General features: G+C 69.2%; 19 protein-coding genes. 9 read left to right on the plus strand and 10 right to left on the minus strand.

Annotated features, from left to right (window positions below):
• Window positions 1–37 precede the first annotated feature (37 nt).
• Window positions 38–1,123, plus strand: a complete 1,086-nt coding sequence (gene priL / locus ACV7GQ_RS16125) for a DNA primase regulatory subunit PriL (RefSeq protein WP_470311225.1) — start codon at window positions 38–40, stop codon at window positions 1,121–1,123.
• On the opposite strand, the gene ACV7GQ_RS16130 is transcribed toward priL, so the two are convergent.
• A complete protein-coding gene (locus ACV7GQ_RS16130; RefSeq protein ID WP_470311226.1) occupies window positions 1,120–1,329 on the minus strand; it encodes a DUF7472 family protein in 210 nt (69 codons plus the stop codon). The genes priL and ACV7GQ_RS16130 overlap by 4 nt on opposite strands.
• Before the next feature lie 147 nt (window positions 1,330–1,476).
• On the opposite strand from ACV7GQ_RS16130, the gene ACV7GQ_RS16135 reads away from it, so the two are divergent.
• Complete coding sequence (locus ACV7GQ_RS16135; RefSeq protein WP_470311227.1) at window positions 1,477–2,109, plus strand: SWIM zinc finger family protein; 633 nt, start codon at window positions 1,477–1,479, stop codon at window positions 2,107–2,109.
• A 49-nt stretch (window positions 2,110–2,158) separates the two neighbouring features.
• Here the strand turns inward: ACV7GQ_RS16135 and hjc are convergent, their stop codons facing one another.
• On the minus strand, window positions 2,159–2,677 hold the full coding sequence (gene hjc / locus ACV7GQ_RS16140; RefSeq protein ID WP_470311228.1) for a Holliday junction resolvase Hjc: 519 nt from the start codon (window positions 2,675–2,677) through the stop codon (window positions 2,159–2,161).
• 119 nt (window positions 2,678–2,796) lie between these two features.
• On the opposite strand from hjc, the gene ACV7GQ_RS16145 reads away from it, so the two are divergent.
• A complete protein-coding gene (locus ACV7GQ_RS16145; RefSeq protein WP_470311229.1) occupies window positions 2,797–3,681 on the plus strand; it encodes a DUF4382 domain-containing protein in 885 nt (294 codons plus the stop codon).
• 1 nt (window position 3,682) lies between these two features.
• On the opposite strand, the gene ACV7GQ_RS16150 is transcribed toward ACV7GQ_RS16145, so the two are convergent.
• Both ACV7GQ_RS16150 and ACV7GQ_RS16155 read right to left on the minus strand, forming a co-directional pair.
• On the minus strand, window positions 3,683–4,297 hold the full coding sequence (locus ACV7GQ_RS16150; RefSeq protein WP_470311230.1) for a cell division protein CdpA domain-containing protein: 615 nt from the start codon (window positions 4,295–4,297) through the stop codon (window positions 3,683–3,685).
• A gap of 132 nt (window positions 4,298–4,429) precedes the next feature.
• Entirely contained in the window at window positions 4,430–5,173 is a 744-nt protein-coding gene (locus tag ACV7GQ_RS16155; RefSeq protein WP_470311231.1) for a DNA polymerase sliding clamp, read from the minus strand.
• A gap of 191 nt (window positions 5,174–5,364) precedes the next feature.
• Here ACV7GQ_RS16155 and ACV7GQ_RS16160 point away from each other — a divergent pair, with 191 nt between their 5' ends.
• Window positions 5,365–5,928, plus strand: coding sequence for a hypothetical protein (locus ACV7GQ_RS16160; RefSeq protein ID WP_470311232.1), 564 nt, complete (start codon window positions 5,365–5,367; stop codon window positions 5,926–5,928).
• Between the two features lie 20 nt (window positions 5,929–5,948).
• Here ACV7GQ_RS16160 and nirK read toward each other — a convergent pair whose 3' ends face one another.
• Together nirK and ACV7GQ_RS16170 are read right to left on the minus strand one after the other, a co-directional pair.
• The gene (gene nirK, locus ACV7GQ_RS16165) at window positions 5,949–7,034 is read right to left on the minus strand and encodes a copper-containing nitrite reductase (protein ID WP_470311233.1); all 1,086 of its coding nucleotides are present in this window, start codon (window positions 7,032–7,034) and stop codon (window positions 5,949–5,951) included.
• Window positions 7,035–7,170: 136 nt separating this feature from the next.
• A complete protein-coding gene (locus ACV7GQ_RS16170) occupies window positions 7,171–7,998 on the minus strand; it encodes a YihY/virulence factor BrkB family protein (RefSeq protein ID WP_470311234.1) in 828 nt (275 codons plus the stop codon).
• A 170-nt stretch (window positions 7,999–8,168) separates the two neighbouring features.
• On the opposite strand from ACV7GQ_RS16170, the gene ACV7GQ_RS16175 reads away from it, so the two are divergent.
• Window positions 8,169–8,963: a 23S rRNA (uridine(2552)-2'-O)-methyltransferase gene (locus ACV7GQ_RS16175; RefSeq protein WP_470313175.1), complete on the plus strand. Its 795-nt coding sequence runs from the start codon at window positions 8,169–8,171 to the stop codon at window positions 8,961–8,963.
• 7 nt (window positions 8,964–8,970) lie between these two features.
• On the opposite strand, the gene ACV7GQ_RS16180 is transcribed toward ACV7GQ_RS16175, so the two are convergent.
• From ACV7GQ_RS16180 to tatC (ACV7GQ_RS16190), 3 genes are read right to left on the minus strand one after another with little or no spacing between them, the layout of a single operon-like run.
• Complete coding sequence (locus ACV7GQ_RS16180) at window positions 8,971–9,663, minus strand: queuosine precursor transporter (protein ID WP_470311235.1); 693 nt, start codon at window positions 9,661–9,663, stop codon at window positions 8,971–8,973.
• Window positions 9,653–9,829 (minus strand): ribbon-helix-helix domain-containing protein, encoded by a 177-nt coding sequence (locus ACV7GQ_RS16185; protein ID WP_470311236.1) that lies wholly within the window; start codon window positions 9,827–9,829, stop codon window positions 9,653–9,655. The genes ACV7GQ_RS16180 and ACV7GQ_RS16185 overlap by 11 nt, the downstream gene beginning before the upstream one ends.
• Window positions 9,830–9,876: 47 nt before the next feature.
• Entirely contained in the window at window positions 9,877–12,081 is a 2,205-nt protein-coding gene (gene tatC, locus ACV7GQ_RS16190; protein ID WP_470311237.1) for a twin-arginine translocase subunit TatC, read from the minus strand.
• Window positions 12,082–12,205: 124 nt separating this feature from the next.
• On the opposite strand from tatC (ACV7GQ_RS16190), the gene tatC (ACV7GQ_RS16195) reads away from it, so the two are divergent.
• Together tatC (ACV7GQ_RS16195) and ACV7GQ_RS16200 are read left to right on the plus strand one after the other, a co-directional pair.
• Window positions 12,206–13,900 carry a twin-arginine translocase subunit TatC gene (tatC, locus tag ACV7GQ_RS16195; protein WP_470311238.1) on the plus strand — a complete coding sequence of 565 codons (1,695 nt, stop codon included), beginning with the start codon at window positions 12,206–12,208 and terminating at the stop codon, window positions 13,898–13,900.
• A 6-nt stretch (window positions 13,901–13,906) separates the two neighbouring features.
• Complete coding sequence (locus tag ACV7GQ_RS16200; protein WP_470311239.1) at window positions 13,907–14,527, plus strand: histidine phosphatase family protein; 621 nt, start codon at window positions 13,907–13,909, stop codon at window positions 14,525–14,527.
• 1 nt (window position 14,528) lies between these two features.
• Here the strand turns inward: ACV7GQ_RS16200 and larE are convergent, their stop codons facing one another.
• Window positions 14,529–15,398, minus strand: a complete 870-nt coding sequence (larE, locus tag ACV7GQ_RS16205; protein WP_470311240.1) for an ATP-dependent sacrificial sulfur transferase LarE — start codon at window positions 15,396–15,398, stop codon at window positions 14,529–14,531.
• A gap of 397 nt (window positions 15,399–15,795) precedes the next feature.
• Here larE and ACV7GQ_RS16210 point away from each other — a divergent pair, with 397 nt between their 5' ends.
• Together ACV7GQ_RS16210 and hemB are read left to right on the plus strand one after the other, a co-directional pair.
• Window positions 15,796–16,350 carry a DUF8173 domain-containing protein gene (locus ACV7GQ_RS16210; protein WP_470311241.1) on the plus strand — a complete coding sequence of 185 codons (555 nt, stop codon included), beginning with the start codon at window positions 15,796–15,798 and terminating at the stop codon, window positions 16,348–16,350.
• 63 nt (window positions 16,351–16,413) lie between these two features.
• The gene (gene hemB, locus ACV7GQ_RS16215) at window positions 16,414–17,394 is read left to right on the plus strand and encodes a porphobilinogen synthase (protein WP_470311242.1); all 981 of its coding nucleotides are present in this window, start codon (window positions 16,414–16,416) and stop codon (window positions 17,392–17,394) included.
• Window positions 17,395–17,474 lie beyond the last annotated feature (80 nt).

Raw genomic sequence — 17,474 nt, forward strand, 5'->3', positions numbered from 1 at the left:
CGGGGATTTTATTCGGCCACACGCGCAACGCCAGTCCATGCAGCCGCTCCACGCACGCTACCCGTTCCTCGCCGCCGCCCGCGAGGCCGTCGAGGCCGCCGCGGTCGACCTCGGTGAGGTCGTCGCCACCGACGAGGCGGTCACCCAGCGTGCGCTGGAGCGGGTCGAACACGCCATCACGGACGGCACCGTCGGCGAGCCACACCGCCGGACCCGCGTCGAACTGCTGTCCTATCCGGTGGCCCGCGTCCTCGTCTCGCTGGTCGACCAGCACGTCTGCACCCGCAAGTACGCCCGTGCGGAGGCCGAGACGGCCCGCGAGCGGTTCAGCGAGGAGTTCGAGGCGACGACGGAGTTCAAGTCGACCCAGAGCGAGCGCGTCGAGCTGCGGGACCTGCTGGCGGAGTTCGACCTCGCGGCCGCGGTCGACGAGGCCGAGACGGGCTACTGGGTCGACGTCGGTGCGTACCTCGACCTGGCGGCCGACCAGCGGGGCGACCAGTGGCGGTTGGTCAACCGACCGCTGGCCGACGGCCGCGTCCGCATCGCCGCCGAAGAACTGCACGTCCTGCTGAAACAGGCCATCCGGCACCGCGTCGCCGACGGGCTGCCGTTCGACGTGCCCGACGCCATCGCCGACGAACTCGACGAGGAGGTCGAGCGACTACAGGAGATACTCGCCGAACTCGACCTGACCCGGGAGATAGACACCGTCGTCCCCGAGATGTTCCCGCCCTGCATGCAGGCGCTGCTGGACAAGGTCCAGAAAGGCGACCACCTCGAACACCACTCGCGGTTCGCCATCGCCGCCTTCCTCACCAGCATCGGGATGACGACCGACGAGATCGTCGACCTCTTCCAGGTGAACCCGGGGTTCGGCGAGGAGGCCACCCGCTATCAGGTCGACCACATCCGCGGCGACACGAGCCCCACCGAGTACTCGACGCCGGCGTGTTCGACGATGGTGTCCTACGGCGACTGCGTCAACAAGGACGACCTCTGCGAGCGCATCTCGCACCCGATGGCCTACTACGAGCAGAAGTTGGACGACGCCGAGGACGACGAACTGGTCGACTGGCGCGAGGAGAACGGCGAGAGCGGCGAGGACGAGGCCGACGCTTAGAACTCCTGTCGCTCCATCCAGATGCCGGCGGCGAGCATCACGACGATGAACAGCCCGATAGCGCCGATTATCGCGATGCCACCCTGGTCTGTGAGCCCGCCGTTGCTGGAGTAGTTCAGCGAGACGAAGACGGCGGCGGCGACGAACGTCACGAGCGCGATGGCCGAGACCACTATCTGCACGATGGCCTCCCGGTCGATTTCCATGTGGCGCGATATCGGTGGCCCGGCCAAAAGGGTGTCGAAGCGGCCCCAGACGACCCACACAGCGGCGTCCTGGCCGAGACGTTTACCTCCGTGGAGGCCCTACGTTTCCACTGGACACACCGAGAAACACAGCCGTGTCCGCCCGCTATGACACTCATCGAGCCATCCGCCGACTCGGAGCGCACTGCACTCGCACCGGACCCCAGCAAGCTCGACTCCCGGGCCGTCCGGGCCTGGACCGAGCGCATGGCCGTCCGGCCGCGCGACGGCAGCACCTACGCCGTCACCTCCGAGAGCGGCCACACGTACCTCGTCGACCTCGCAGACCGCTCCTGTACCTGTCCCGACCACCGGATCCGCGGCGAGCAGTGCAAGCACCTGCGCCGCGTCGCCATCGAGATCACGGCCCGCCGCGTGGCGCCGCCGGGCCACGAGCGCGCCCGGTGTGACGTCTGTGGCGACGTCACGTTCGTCCCCGAGGCCGTCGACCCACCGCACCTCTGTGACCGCTGCCGGGTGTCGCCGGGCGACGTCGTGGTCGACCGCGAGACGGGCGACAGCCTCGTCGTCGCCGACGTGGCCGACGAGCGCGCCGACGAGTACGTCATCGCGGCGACCGGCCGGACCGTCGCCGCCCACGACACCAACGAGGGCTACCCCGAGGACGACGTCGTGGTCGAAGTGACGTACCTCGCGGACGCGACCCGGCGGGACGACCCGCGCCGGTACGCGTTCCCGTACAGCCGGCTCTCGCGGACGGACCAGCAACTCGTCGAGTGAGGGCGGCGTCTCGTGCCGCTCGGGGGCCACGGCCCCGTCGCGTCCCTCGCTACTCGAGCATCGCCGCCGCTTCCTCCTTCTCGAGGTCGCCCCGCTCGAACGCCGAGAGGACGTCCAGTACGGCCTCGTCGGGGCCGTCGTCGGCCACCTCGTCCAGCGTGACCTTCTCGGAGTGGCCGACGAACTCCTCGAAGTCGGTGCCCTCGGAGAGGGCTTTCTCCTTCTTGACGCGGTAGTTGCCGCCGTCGGTCGTGTAGAGGTCCCCGGGGTGGAAGAAGTACCAGTCCTCGCGGTCGAAGCGGACGCCGATGCGGGGTTTCGCGCCGAAGTTCCGCGCGAAGAAGAGCAGGGCCTCGACCTCCTCGCCGGTCAGGTAGATGGGGGCGCCGGCGCTGGATTTGGCCTCGATGGCGTAGAACGTCTCGCCGTCGCCGGTGAGCACGTCCGGCAGTTCTCGCTCGGTGGCGCTGCCGCTGGCCGGCGCACGCATCACCGCGAACCCGGCCTCGTCCAGCGCGTTGACCAGCTCCCGCTCGCGGCGGTCCCCCTTCGCGTTCGAGTTTGCCATTGCCCGGTGGTAGGCCCTCCGCGGTAAAACCGTTCAGGTCCGTCGTTCATTCCGTTCATCCGCCGGCGAGCGGCTGAACGAACGGGCCTTTATATGCAATGGCAGTCCCGACGGTGGGTATGGACAGACGGACATTCATCACCACGACCAGCGCGCTCGGAGCCACGTTCGTCGCCGGTTGCGGCGGGACGGGTGGCGGCGGGGGGACCGACGGCGGCGCGACCGACAGTGCGACGACGGCCGAGTCGACGACCGGGACGTTCCGGTTGCTCGTCAGCGACCGGCCGGCCGCCATCGGCGACTTCGACTCCCTCGACGTGACCTTCGACGAGGCACGCGTGTTCAGCGCCGAGTCGGTGACGGAGACTGAGACCGAATCCGAAACGGAGACCGACGAGGCAGAATCGGAGACCGACGAGAACGTCGAAGCCGACGAGGCAGAATCGGAGACCGACGAGAACGTCGAAGCCGACGAGGCAGAATCGGAGACCGACGAGACCGACGAAGCCGACGACAGCGACGACGACGAGGGCAGCTTCGAGGTGTTCGACCTCGACGACCCGACGGTCGACCTGACGGAGGTCGTCGGCGACAAGGCCGTCGGCGTCCTCGACGGCGAACTGGAGGCCGGCCGGTACGCGAAGGTCGAGCTCTCCGTCTCCGACGTCGAGGGCATCGTCGACGGCGAGACGGTCCCGGTGAAGGTCCCCAGCGAGAAGCTCCAGATCGTCAAACCGTTCGAGGTGACCGCCGGCGAGGGCGTCGAGTTCGTCTTCGACATCAACGTCGTCAAGAAGGGGCCCAACGGCTACAACCTCCTGCCGGTCATCAGCGAGAGCGGTGTCGCCGGCGAGGACGTCGAAGTGGAGGAGGTCGAGGCGTCCTCGGACGCCGAGACGGGTACGGCGACCGACGGTGGCACAGAGACGGCCGTGGCCTCCGAGACCGACGACGGGGCCGCCGGCGAGTCTGGCAACCGGACGCAGGGACAGTCCGGGAACTGAGTCAGTCCTCGGCTCGCGACTCTATCTCGCGGATGATGGCCTCGTTCTCGCCGCCGTCGCTCCGGATGGCCTTCGCGTAGCGCTGGTACTCCTCGGGGGAGACCTGCACCGTCTTCGACTCGCCCTGGTGGGTGAGTTCCAGCCGGACCATCCCCTGAGGGTTGTTCCGGGCGCGGAAGCTCGCCATCGCGGTGAAGACGAACCAGAAGGCGAGGCCGGCCCCGAGGAAGTACGCCATCGTCGTCTCGAAGGCCATCGTCTCGGCCCCGGTCGTCCAGCGGCCGGGGTACGCCCGCTGGAACAGGGCGATGCCGACCAGACAGAGGCCGGTGCCGAGGACGACGCCGGCCTGTTCGCGCTTCGACGAGGGGAGGACGGCGACGACCGAGAGGAACATCGCGGGGATGCCCAGGCCGCCCAGCGTCCCGGCGAGTTTCTCGGCGGCCCGGAGGTCGTTCGCGCCGAAGACGGCCGACAGCGGCGTCGTCACCACGAGGATGGCGACGACGACGGCCAGCGCTCCCAGGACGCCGAGGGCGGCGCCGGCGTAGACGCGGCGGGGGTCACGCCCCGCGAAGCGGGAGTCACCGCCGTATGCGTCTCCGAGACTCTCCATGCCTCTCCGTTCGGTCTGCCCCCACAAAACGATACGTCAGACGCGCGTCGGACCCGAGACGGCCGGAGCGGCGGTCTCAGGGGCCCACGGACCATCGCGGGCGTCGGGCGTCACCCGCGTTCGCCGGCGACGTTACTCGCTCTGGATGCGTGGCGCGAGCATGTACGTCACGCGGCCCTCGCCCTCGGCGAAGTTGAAGTGCATCTTGACGGGGAACTCCTCGCCCAGTTCCATCTCGACCTCGGCGTCCTTCGGGATGGCCTTGTTCATGTTCTTCAGGTAGTCCAGCGAGAACAGCGAGTGGGCGTTCCCGGCGGTGAGGTCGATGAGGTCGTCCCGGGTGAGTTCGAGGTGGACGTCGTCGGTGTCGCCCTCGGCGTCGACGTAGAACAGTTCGTCGGTGGCGTCGACCCCCAGCGCGATGTGGTCGCTGACCATGTCGGCGGCCGTGACCGCGCGGTTGATGTCCTTCCCCTCGATGACGATGTGCGCCGAGAGGTCGAGGTCAGGGAGGTCCGGTTCCTGCCGGATGGAGTCGGGGTCGATGAGGGCCAGCGTGTACTCCAGCCCGTCGATGGCGATGTGGAGTTTCCGGGTCTCCTCGTCGAGTTCGAGGTGGACCAGCTGGCCGGCGTCGGCCATGCCGGCGATGTCCTCGAGCCGCGAGAGGTTGACGCCGATGAGACCGCCGTCCGTCTCGTAGGACTCGAAGGCCGCCGCCTCCAGTCGCAGGTCGACCATCCCGACGTTGGCGGGGTCCACCGCCCGAATCTCGAGGCCGTCCTCTTCGAGGTGGATCTTGCACTCGTCCACCAGCACGCTCACTGAATCGAGAGCCGACTGGAGCGTGTCCGCACTCACGATGGCGTTGAACATCTTGAACCGGGCTACGCCCCCATGCATTAAAAAGTCCCTCATTGACTCCGCGTGCGCGTGCGACCCTCGGTGTGCCCGACAGCGGACCCACACCCGAGGAGCGGTCGGGGCGCCGACCCGGACCGGCGAGGGAGTCGCTTGTATTTGCAAGCCATCGCCTCAGGGGCACGGCGGCCGACGTCGTCGACACGATGACGGCACCGGACGGAGCCTCGAACGCGTACTCCCGACGGGCAGTGCTGGGTGCGAGCGCGTCGGTTCTCGGCGGGTCGTTGCTCGCGTCCACCAGCGCGTCGGCACGGACGACGACGAAGGCGGTCGTCGCCGACGGGTCGGAGGCGGGCGACCTGACCGGCTTCTTCGTCCACTTCGGACAGACGACGGACCCCGTCGAAGCGCAGACGGCGACCGACTGTGCGTTCGCCGACTGGCCCGACGACGAGACGACGGCCTACGACGCGACGCTCATCGACCGTGCGAGACCGGACTACGAGCAGTACGAGCGGTCGGTGTACGTCCCCGACTCGACCGACTTCCAGCCGGGGTCTCTGTACGTCGTCAACTCACAGGAACGGTGTACGACCGGCTACGTCGGCGTCCGACTCGTCCAGCTCGGTTCGCGACAACTCGAAGCCGCCGTCAGCGGCGACGCCGCGACGGCGACGAGCGGCGGGAGTGGCGCAGGGTTCGGCGTGCTCGCGGCGCTCCTGGCCGCACTGGGCGTCGGTGCCCACCGTGGCAGACGGGACGACTGAGACGGGTCGCAGCCCGGCGCTCAGACCTCGGGCTGGAACACGTCGGGGTTGGCCTCGCCCTCGCGGTTGATGACCGCCATCATGCCCTTGCGGGCGACCCGGGAGAGGGCGTGGTCGACCAGTTTGATGGGGCCGGGCACCTCGGCGTGCAGGGTCGCCACGACGGTCGACCCGGGCTTGACCGGCGTCGTCTGGACGAACCGGTGGGGGTCGCTGGCGATGGACCCCTGGGGCCAGACCTCGTCCCAGACGGAGCCGATGGGGTGGAAGCTGGAGTCGAGGTTCGGGCCGCCGACGGCGAAGTACACCCGGGCCGTCTCACCGGTCCGCATGCTCGGGACGCCGTAGCCGTCGGGCGTGATGGCGTACTTCTCGCCGTTCATGAGGACGTAGGTCGGGTCCTCGGCCTGCATCGCCTCCATGTCGAAGTCGTGGTGGCCCTTCTCGCCGGCCTCGCCCTTGGTGTAGAGTTCGTGCTGACCGAAGTAGAACTCGTGGTCCACCTCCGGCAGGCCCTCCTTCGGTTCGACGAGTATCATGCCGAACATCCCCGAGGAGATGTGCATGTCGAGGTTCGGGACCGCACAGTGGTAGATGAAGCTCCCGGGGTAGGTGGCCTTGAACCGGAAGGTCTTGGTCTGGCCGGGGGTGACCATCGACGCCTCGGCGCCCCCGCCCGGCCCCCGCACGGCGTGGAGGTCGACGTTGTGGGGCATGGAGTTGCTCTCGTCGTTGGTGATGGTCAGCTCGACGGTGTCGCCGCGGCGGACCCGGATCATCGGCCCGGGGATCTGCCCGTCGAAGGTCATGTACGTGTACGTGACGCCGGGTTCGACCTCGGCGACCTGCTCTTTGGTCGTCATCTCGACCGACACCGTCTTCGGCGTCGAGCGGTCGATGGGGTCCGGGATGTCGGTCGGGTCGGCGGCGATACGGTCGACGTCGGTCGGCTTGGCGGGGTTCATGCTTGGCTCCTGTGGGGTGGTCCGTTCGGTCGGCTGTTCGGTCTCGGCACCGGGAGCACCGGCACAGCCCGCGATGGCTGCCGTACCGACGCCCAGCGCCTGCAGCACGCGGCGCCGCGTCGCCGTCGGGATGGATGACATGAGTGGGACCTCCGTTACAAGTGTATCTCTGCCCCGGACACACATATACCAGAAAGGGGACTCTCAGGACCTGAGACGGGTTCTCACGGCGTAGGAAGACGAGTGAACGTGTTCGGGTGAGGAAGGGGACCCAGGCTCAGCCCGCCGTGGCGGCCGACCCGCCCGCGGTCGGGTCCCTGTCGGTGTGGCCGCCCAGGACGGCGTTGACGACGGCGCCCAGCAACAGGACGACACCGCTGAAGTACAGCCACGTGAGCAGCAGCATAATGCCGGTGAGGACGCTCACCCCGCCGCCGCCGGTGGCGAGGACGACGTACACCTGGAAGAGCCCCTGCAGGAGCGCCCAGCCGACCGCCGAGACGAGGACGCCGGGCAGCACCTCCCGGGCCGTCACCTCCGTGTTCGGGAAGACGTAGTACATCGGGAGGAACGCGACGACGAGGCCGGCCGCCAGCACCAGCGGGAACAGCACGCCGAGGACGGGGACCTCGGTGGCGACGGCGCTGAACGCGGTCGTGACCGCCACGGTCGCGCCGACCGAGAGGACCAGCGAGACGAGGACGACGACGCCGTCGCGGAGTTGCTGGACGAGCGAGCCGTCGGCGTCCACCTCGTAGATCTCCTCGAAGGCGGTGTCCAGCCCCCGGAAGAGCTTCAGCGCCCCCCAGACGAGGACGACGACCCCGACGAGCGAGGAGGGGCCGGCGCTCCCGGCCCGGCTCTGGAGGAGTCGGTCGATGAACTGGCCGATGACCGGCGAGACGTTCGCCGAGACGAGCGCGAGGAAGCGCTGTTCCCAGCCCGCGCCGACGAGCGCGAGCGCGAGGACGACGAACAGCAGGAGCGGGACCAGCGAGACGAACGCGGTGTACGCGATGCTCCCGGCGAGGAACGTGACGTTCTTCTCGCTGAACTCGGCCCCGACGGTGCGGAGAACCGACGTGACGTCCGCGGTGGAGACCATGCCCCTCGGCGTTGGGTCTCGACGTGGAAAAGGCACGTCGTCGCGGTCGATGCCGACGCCGGGGACGCGATTCGGCACGCCTTTCCGCGTCGGCCACCTCGTCCTTGTATGACCGAGACGACGTGCGAGACAGCCTCGCGACGCGTATCACGCCGGACGGTGACCTGACCATGTCCGGGAAAGACGACTACTACAACCGCGCCAAACAGGAGGGATACCGGGCCCGCTCGGCCTACAAACTCCAGCAGCTGGACGAGACGGCCGGGCTGCTGGGCGAGGGCCGCACCGTGGTCGACCTCGGCGCCGCCCCCGGCGGCTGGCTGCAGGTGGCCGCCGAGCGCGTCGGCGAACGGGGCACCGTCGTCGGCGTCGACCGCCAGCGCATCGACCCTCTCGAGGACCCGGCGCCCGCCGTCGAGTACGTCCGCGGGGACATGACCGAGGCCGACACCAAAGCCGAGATCCGGGACGTTGTCGGCGGCGACGCCGACGAACTCGGCGGTCCCGTCGACGTGGTCCTCTCGGACATGGCGCCGAACATGACCGGCGAGTACGACCTGGACCACGCCCGGTCGGTCCACCTCGTCAGGCAGGCCTTCGAGGTGGCGACAGACCTGCTCGGGTCGGGCGGGGACTTCGCCGCGAAGGTGTTCGACGGACAGGACCTCGAGGACCTGAAGGCCGACATCGAACCGGAGTTCGAGTACGTCCGGGAGGTCCGGCCCGACGCCTCGCGTGACTCCTCCTCGGAGCTGTACCTCGTCGCGAAACACCGCCTCACGGCCCCCGTCCGCGAGGGCGAGGTGGTCGAGGTGACCATCGAGGACGTCGGCGACGAAGGAGACGGCATCGCCAAGGTGGAGAACTTCACGCTGTTCGTCAGCGGCGTCGAGGAGGGTGAGACGCTGGACGTGCGCGTCGACGACGTGAAACCGCGGTACGCGTTCGCGCAGCCGGCCGAGTGAGCGGCACCTACTGGACCGCCGGCGTTGCCTCGTCCTCGATGCCGGCCAGCGCGACGACGGCGTAGACGAACGGCGTGTCCAGCAGGGCGATGAGCAGTTTCAGGAGGTACTGCCCGACGACGAGCGACAGCGCCGCCGACAGCGGGACGCCCTGGAAGAGGATGAACCCCACGCCGATGAAGATGACCGTGTCCACCAGTTGGCTCGTGGCGGTCGACCCGACGTTCCGGAGCCACAGCGCCTCGCCGTCGGTGGCGTCCCGCAGCGCGTGGAAGACGAACACGTCGAGGTTCTGACTGACCACGTACGCCGAGAGGCTGGCGGCGACGATGCCGGTGCTCGCCGCCAGCACGTTGCGGAACGCCGCCGGGTCGACCGGCTGGGCTTCGGCGGGCAGGCCGGGGGCGAGGATGGTGCTCCAGACCAGCGCCAGCAGGACGAAGTTCATCAGGAAGCCGACGTTGACGACGACGGTGGCGGCCCGGCGGCCGTACAGTTCGGCGTAGCAGTCGGAGGCGAAGAACGTCAGCGCGTAGGCCAGCGCCGCGCCCGGGAGGACGAGCGTCTCGCCGGCCACGGGCAGGGAGAACGGGAGGTCGAACGCCAGCAGTTTCGACGCCGTCACCTGCGAGACGACCAGCGCCGTCACGAACAGGGCGACGAGGCCGACCCGGACCGGGTGCTCGCCGCTACTGCTCATCCTCGAGTCGCCCCTGTCGCTCGTCGATGTCGTCCAGTATGTCGAGCGTCTTGCGGACCGAGGCGCGGATGGCCTCGCTCCGGTTGACGAACTTCCCCTCTTCGCCCACGTGGGCGTCCAAGTCCTCGAGAAGCTCCGCGGGCACCTCGACGCTTATCTTTGGCATATTCACAGAATACCGACACCGCCGCTTAAATCGGTCGCCTCGTCGCCTCAGTCGGCCGGTTCGCTCCGACCCTTCGGCGTCCGCCGGCCGCCGAGCGTGTACACCCAGAGGATGCCAAGCCCCAGCAGGTAGGCCGCCGCCGTCGGGATGCCGACGATGAACATCGTGAAGATGCCGTTCGGCGAGAGGACCGCCGAGAGGGCGACGATGCCGATGACGACCTCGCGCCAGCGCTCGTACATCAGGTGGAACGGGACGATGCCCGCGCGGTGGAACAGGAACATCGTCACCGGGATCTCGGCCAGCAGGCCGATGCCGATGGTGAGGAAGAACACCAGCCAGCCGAACTTGCTGATGCGGTAGGCGATGACCATGTTGGCCTGCAACTGGTCGTAGGCGATGGCCGAGATGGTCATCGGCGCGACGTAGAGGAACCCGAGCAGGCTCCCGCCGATGAGCGCCGCGAACAGCGTCCCGCCCCAGACGAGGAGGACGTCGCGGTCGCCGACGACGAGGCCGCGTTCGCGCATCGCCGGCCACGCGAAGTACAGCAACAGGGGCACCACCGAGATGGCCCCGAGGATGGTCGAGAACTTCACGATGAACACGAGGTGTTCGACCGGGTGGAGCGTCACGATGTTGACGCCCTCGGCCATCCCCTCGGGGAGGCGGCTGACGAAGACCCGCTGGATGCGGCCGATACCGCCCTGGTAGAGGAACAGGAACGCCGCCGAGAGGACGACGCCGAACACGCCCAGCACCCAGAACGCCTTCGAGGCGATGGCGTCGAAGATGAAGCGGATGTCGTAGTAGTAGCCGCCGATGTCGTCCTCGGTGGTCTCGTCGTCGGTGAAGGCGTTGACCATCCCGGCCGTCGTCGAGGTGAGGACGTCCTCCTCGGCGTCCGACTCGGCCTCGCCATCGGCGCTCTCCGTGGCCCCGCCCTCCGGCCCGTCGTCCTCGTGGGCCATGTCCCAGCGGTCGAGGATCAGCTGGGCTTTCTCCTGGTTCTCCTCGGAGAGGGCGCGGTCGGCGTGGGCCAGCGCCTCCTCCTCGGTCATCTCCTCGAAGGCCTCCGGCGGGGCCACCTCGATGGCCGAGGCGCTCAGCTCGTCGACGTCGATGGCCGTCGGGTCGCCGTGGCGACGGCCGGGCCCGACCGCGTTCTGGTCCAGCGCCTGCAGGACGTGGTAGTAGACGACGGCGACGGTCGCGAACGACCCGAACACCGCGGCCAGCAGGACGGCCGTCCCCTCGACGGAGAGGCCGAACAGCTCGGGGCGGGCGAGGTCCCCGGTGAGCCGGGTCGAGTACTGCGCGGCGACCGCCTCGACGGCCTGTACGTACTGGAACGCGCTCGTCGTCAGCACGTAGTAGGTCAGCCCGCCGACGAGGACGGCCGCCCCGAGGACGGTGTTCCAGTGCTCGACGGCGACCCGGCGGGTGCTGACGAGGTCGCTGGAGCGTTTGACCGTCACCGCGAGCTTCGAGAGCGCCAGACTCAGCGCGTAGAGCCCGCACAGCGGCGCGGCCCACATGATCTGCGTGAAGGGGTCCGGCGGCGAGAACAGCGCGCCGAACCCGAAGATGGCGATGACGGCGTAGCGCCACTTGTCGCGGAACGTCTCGTAGGGGACGATGCCCGTGTACGAGAGGACCGTCATCAGCAGCGGCAACTGGGCGGCCAGTCCGAACGAGGCCGCCAGCAGGAAGACGAACTGTGCCCACTTGACGATAGAGTACTGGGGCACGAACCCCGCGGCGTCGGCGTTGCCGGCGAGGAAGTTGAACATCAGCGGGAAGAACAGTTCGTAGGCGTAGGCGACGCCGGCGGCGAACAGGCCCAGACTGATGACGACGAACAGCGCGCCCTTCCAGAGCGGGATCTTCTCGGCGGGCCACCACCCGCGGCGTCGCAACCCGTCGCGGCCGAAGTAGATGAGCAGGGGGACCGACATGAGGATGCCGACGACGGCCCCTATCTTCACCTGGAGGAGGATGACGTCGAAGGGGGTGACGGCGACGATACTGGTCGCTTCCTGCGTGGTGAGGTCCATCTGGGAGTACAGCAGGTCCTGTTTGAGCCGTTCCCAGGCCCCGTACTGGAGGGCCAGGATGGTCCCCATCATCCCGACGACGAAGACGATGAACACCTTCTGGAGGTGGGTCTGGGCGGTGCTGAGCATCGCACCCAGCGTCGCACGGCCACTCTGGACCGTCTGGACCGTGTCCTCGTCGATTGCACTCGCCATCGTCCGTGAGGGTAGCCGATTCTGCGTTATCAATTTGTTCATCACACGGGCGCGTTCACGGGCCGAGCGCGGCCGCTCGAAAAGAAAGTTTACAACCACCAACCGCCAAACCGCTTCCAGATAGATGGTGGACGGGGACGCAGACGACGACCGCCCACGGCCCGAGGACCCGGTCCTGTCCTCGGACGACCGGAGCGACAGCGACGTCCACCAGGCGGACCGCGACCGCGGCTCCGCCGGCCGCCCCGACCAGATGGGGCCGGCAGAGCGCGATGCGGGAGCCGACGGCTCCCAGGACGACGGTACCGACGACACGGGCGGCGTCAGTGCGCCGGGGGACAGGCCGGTCGGGGGCCACGAGACGACGGCGGGCGCCCACGGCCTCCCGGGGCCGACCAGAGGGGGCCTGTTCGACCGCGACCCGGACGAGATCAGCGCCGCGACGCCCGCCGACGTCCCGACGGACTGGGGCATCCCGGCGACGCCGTCGCCGACCGGGGCCACCGGGCCCGGTGACCCGGGGTACGACCCCGACGGCGAGGCGGGCATCGGCGGCGCGCCTGACGACCAGGAGATGCCGCTGGCCGACCACGTCGAGGAGATGGCGACGCGGCTGTTCATCGTCGTCGGCGTGATGGCCGCCGTCGCCGTGCTGACCCTGCCGGCGTCGGACGAACTCATCAACTTCCTCTGGTACTCCTTCCTCGACGGGCCGGCCGAGGCGTGTGGCCAGTTCGCCGTCGACGCCCAACCCGGCGGCGAGAGCACCGTCGCCGGCGCGGACTGCCCGCACGTCTACAGCCCGCTCGCGCTGATCCTCGCGCGCCTGAAGGTCGCGTCGTTAGTCGGCTTCATCGCCGCCTTACCGGTGTTCGTCTACGAGACGTACCTGTTCATGCGCCCGGGGCTGTACCCCCGCGAGCGGCGCTACTACCTCGCGGCGGTCCCGACGAGCCTGGTCCTCGCGGCCATCGGCGTCGGCTTCGCGTACTTCGCGGTGCTGCGGGCGATGTTCGACTACTTCATCACCTACTCCGACCGGGCCGCCGACCTCGCCTTCGGCCTCGGGGAGACGTTCAACCTCATCATCCTGATGCTGGGCTTCTTCGCGCTCGTCTTCCAGATTCCGCTGTTCGTGATGCTCGCCATCATGATGGGCGTCACGACGAGGCGGTGGCTGGTCGACCGGCGCCTCTACTTCTGGGGGGCGTTCGCGGCCATCGCGTTCGTCTTCAGCCCCGACCCGACGGGGATGGCGCCGCTGATGGTCGCCGTGACCATGATCGGGCTCTTCGAGGGGACGCTCCTCCTCCTGAAGTGGACCGGGAGCAGTTCGCCCGTCCCGACCGCCGAGGACCTCGCGAACCGGCGGCCCTACGCCTACGCCCTGTTCGCGCTGGTCGGCTACGTCCTCAGCCCCGCGCCGGTGCCGACCGGCTACTACGGGCAGCTGCCCGCGAGCGTCACGGGCGCGCTCGCCGAGGTCGGGCTGGCCCCGCCGATACTCGTCGGCGGCGGTCTCATCGTGCTGTTCGAACTGACCGCGTACGTCAACAAGAACTACTACGGCAGCGTGAGACTGTGGCGCGGCCTCCGGACGGCCCGCCTGCCGGTCTGGGCGGTGGCCATCGTCGTCGGCTACCTCTCCAGTCCCGACCCGACGCTGTTCCGACTGGTGAACCAGTTCGGGCTGGCGACGACGGCCGCCGCGGGCGTCGCCGTCGCACTCGTCGTCCTCTTCGAGGGGAGCCTGCTGGTCGCACGCTACCGCCGCGGCGACGACGCCGGTGGCGAGAACGCCGTCGAGGCGCGGGAGTGAGCGGTCGTGGCGACCGTCCTCGTCGCGCGACACGGCGAGACGCACTGGAACCGCGAGGGGCGGGTGCAGGGGTGGGCCCCGACGCGACTCACCGACCGCGGCCGCGAGCAGGCGCGGGCGCTGGGGGCGTGGCTCGCCGACGAGCGGGCGGTAGACCGTCTCGTGACATCCGACCTCCGGCGGACCCGCGAGACGACCGAGCGGGTGCGTGAGACGGCAGCGGGACTGCCCGACCCGACCGTCGACGGCGCGTGGCGCGAGCGCGGGTTCGGGGTCTACCAGGGCTTTCTGGCCGAGACGCTGTTCGAGCGCCACCCCGACCACGACCCCGAGGCGAGCGTGTCGTCGCTCGACGCCGCGCCGGAGGACGCCGAGAGCGTCGAGGCGTTCTGTGACCGCGTCGCGTCGGCGTGGGCCGACCTGCGGGCGACGGTCGGCCCGGACGAGACGGTGGTGCTGGTCACGCACGGCGGCGTCGTCAAGGTGCTGCTCGCCGCGGTGACCGAGCGCTCGCTGGACGCGACCATCACCGCCCACTCCCCGCCGAACTGCTCGGTGACGGAGCTACGGCTGGACGGGTCGGGCGCGGAACTCGTCGCAGAAGGCGTGCGGCCGTGGCGCGAGTGAGCTACTCGGCGGTCGGGTAGTCGGCGTCGAAGACGTTCGCGACGACGTCGTCCTCGTCGTCCTCCTCTTCCGGGCTGACGCTCCCGGTCTGGTAGCCGTGGAGGTCCAGCGTCACGTGGTCGAACCCGCAGTCCTCGACGTGGTCGCGGGCCGCCCGGACGAAGTCGGGGTCCAGCGCCGTCTCCAGTTCGTCCTCGCCGACCTCGATGCGGGCCAGCCCGTCGTGGTCCCGGACCCGGAACTGCTCGAAGCCCCACGTCCGCAGGAGCCGTTCGGCCTTCTCGACGCGGGAGAGGCGGTCCTCGGTCACCTCGAGCCCGGTCGGGATGCGCGAGGAGAGACAGGCCATCGAGGGCTTGTCGGCCACCGAGAGGTCGTACTCGCGGGCTATCTCCCGGACCTCCGCCTTCTCGATGTCCTGTTCCAGCAGAGGGGAGTAGGCGTCGAGTTCGTCGACGGCCCGGAGGCCGGGCCGGTGGCCCTCGCCCACGTCGGAGGCGTTGGTGCCGTCACAGACGACGTCGATGCCGAGTTCGCGGGCGCGGTCGTACATGGCGCCGAGCCGCATCGAGCGGCAGTGGTAACAGCGCATGTCGTCGTTCTGGACGAACTCGTCGCTGTCGAGTTCTGAGAACTCCACGATCTCGTGACGGATGCCGATCTCCTCGGCGACGCGGGTGGCGTCCTGGAGTTCCTCGGCGGGCAGGGTCTCTGACTTCGCGGTACAGGCGACGGCGTCGTCCCCGAGGGCGTCGTGGGCCAGCGCCGCGACCACGCTCGAGTCGACGCCGCCGGAGAACGCGACCACCACGCCGTCTCGCGACGCGAGGTCCTCGCGGGCGGCAGCCATCTTCTCCGCGACAGCGGACATAGCGACGACTACTGGGTCGACGGTCAAAACGGCTTCGTGTCGGGTGTCAGCTACCCACCGGTGAAGCGGTGGGCTTGCCGGTGGACTCCCGAGTCTCGCGCTGCCAGTGGAACGCCCCACACCCCTCCCTTTCTAAGAAGGGGCTTTCTCAGGAGACGTTCCAACTGGGAGTCGGAGGGACTCGTTCAGCATCCCCGACTTCGGGGCTGGCTGACAGACAGCCCGTCTCACCGACCACTTCAGGGTCTATGAGACGTATTTTGGCTTCGTGTTGAAGTCACGTACCGTTGACGTGCTTCCTCCCACGGCTGAACCGTGGGCTTCCGCGCTGTATCGCTGTGACGACCGCCTGCCGGAGACACGAGACATTTACCGTCGCCTCGGGAACACCCGGACGATGCCCTCCACCAGTCAGCGTCTCGCCGCGGCAGCGGTCGCACTCGCGGTCCTGCCGGGCGTCGCCGCCGCACAGCAACCGCCCGACCAGGTCACCCTGTCGCCGCTCGCACAGTTCGTCGCGGCCGGCGGGTACAGCCTCGTCGTCGGCGCCATCCTCCTCGCTGCTGCCCCCGACTGGACCGGCACCGCCGTCGACGACATCTTCGCGGACCCCGGGGTCGTCGTCGCCACCGGCACGCTGGGGTATCTCGCGGTCATCGTCGGCCTCGTCCTGCTGGCGCTGACCATCGTCGGCCTCCTGATAACCATCCCGGGCCTGCTCGCGCTGCTCGTCGTCGCGCTGGTGGGGACGCCGCTGGGCGCGTACGCCGTCGGCCGGTGGCTCACCGGCGTCGGCGGCGTCGACGACCGCTGGGCGGCGCTGGCCGTGGGTGCCGTCGTCGTCGGTGCGGTCAGCGCCGTCCCCGTCGTCGGGGACCTGCTGAACGCGCTGGTCGCCAGTCCCGGTATCGGTCTCCTGCTGCTGCGCGGGAAGGCCGGTCTGCTGGACTGAGGGACGGCGACAGGGCCGCCGAACGAGCGGAGCCTTCTTGCCGCCGACCCACGGAGTGCGGATATGGACATGACACGTCGCCCCCGACGGCTGCGGACCGACGGGGTTCGCCCGCTGGTACGAGAGACCGAGGTCTCGGCGTCGGACCTCATCGCGCCCGTCTTCGTCGACGCGACGGCGGACGAACGGGTCCCCATCGAGACGATGCCGGGCCACGAGCGCGTCCCCGTCGAGGAGAGCGTCGCCCGCGTCGAGGAGGTCCTCGAGACCGGCGTCGAGGCGGTTATGGTCTTCGGCATCCCGGAGTCGAAGGACGAACGCGGGAGCCGAGCGTGGGCCAGCGACGGCGTGGTACAGACGGCGGTCCGGCGAATCACCGACGAGACGGACGCCTACGTCATCACGGACGTCTGCCTCTGTGAGTACACCGAGCACGGCCACTGCGGAGTGCTGGAGGAGACGGCCGCGTCGGACCCGGACCTCACCGTCCGCAACGACGAGACGCTGGACCTGCTGGGGAACGTCGCGGTCAGTCACGCACGCGCGGGGGCCGACATGGTCGCGCCGTCGGGCATGATGGACGGGATGGTCGGCGCCATCCGCGAGGCCTTGGACGAGGACGGCCACACCGAGGTACCGGTCATGAGTTACGCGGCGAAGTTCGAGTCGTCGTTCTACGGCCCCTTCCGCGACGCCGCCGACGGCGCGCCGGCCTTCGGCGACCGGCGACACTACCAGATGGACCCCGCGAACGCACGCGAGGCCCGCCGGGAGGTCGAACTCGACGTCGAACAGGGGGCGGACGTGCTGATGGTCAAGCCGGCCCTGCCGTACCTAGACGTGGTCCGCGACGTGCGAGAGACCTACGACCACCCGGTCGCCGCCTACAACGTCTCCGGCGAGTACGCGATGCTGCACGCCGCCGCGGAGAAGGGGTGGCTGAACCTAGAGGAAGTCGCCCACGAGTCCCTGCTGTCCATCAAGCGGGCCGGTGCCGACCTGATTCTCACCTACTTCGCGGAGGACGTGGCCGACCGGCTCTGAGTGCGGCGGCCCCGCGACCGACCACTCCGTTCGTCGGTATCTCACCAACCGTCCAGTGACGAGTGCCGACAGTAGACGCG

This window comes from Haloarcula sp. MBLA0163 (genome assembly GCF_055632435.1).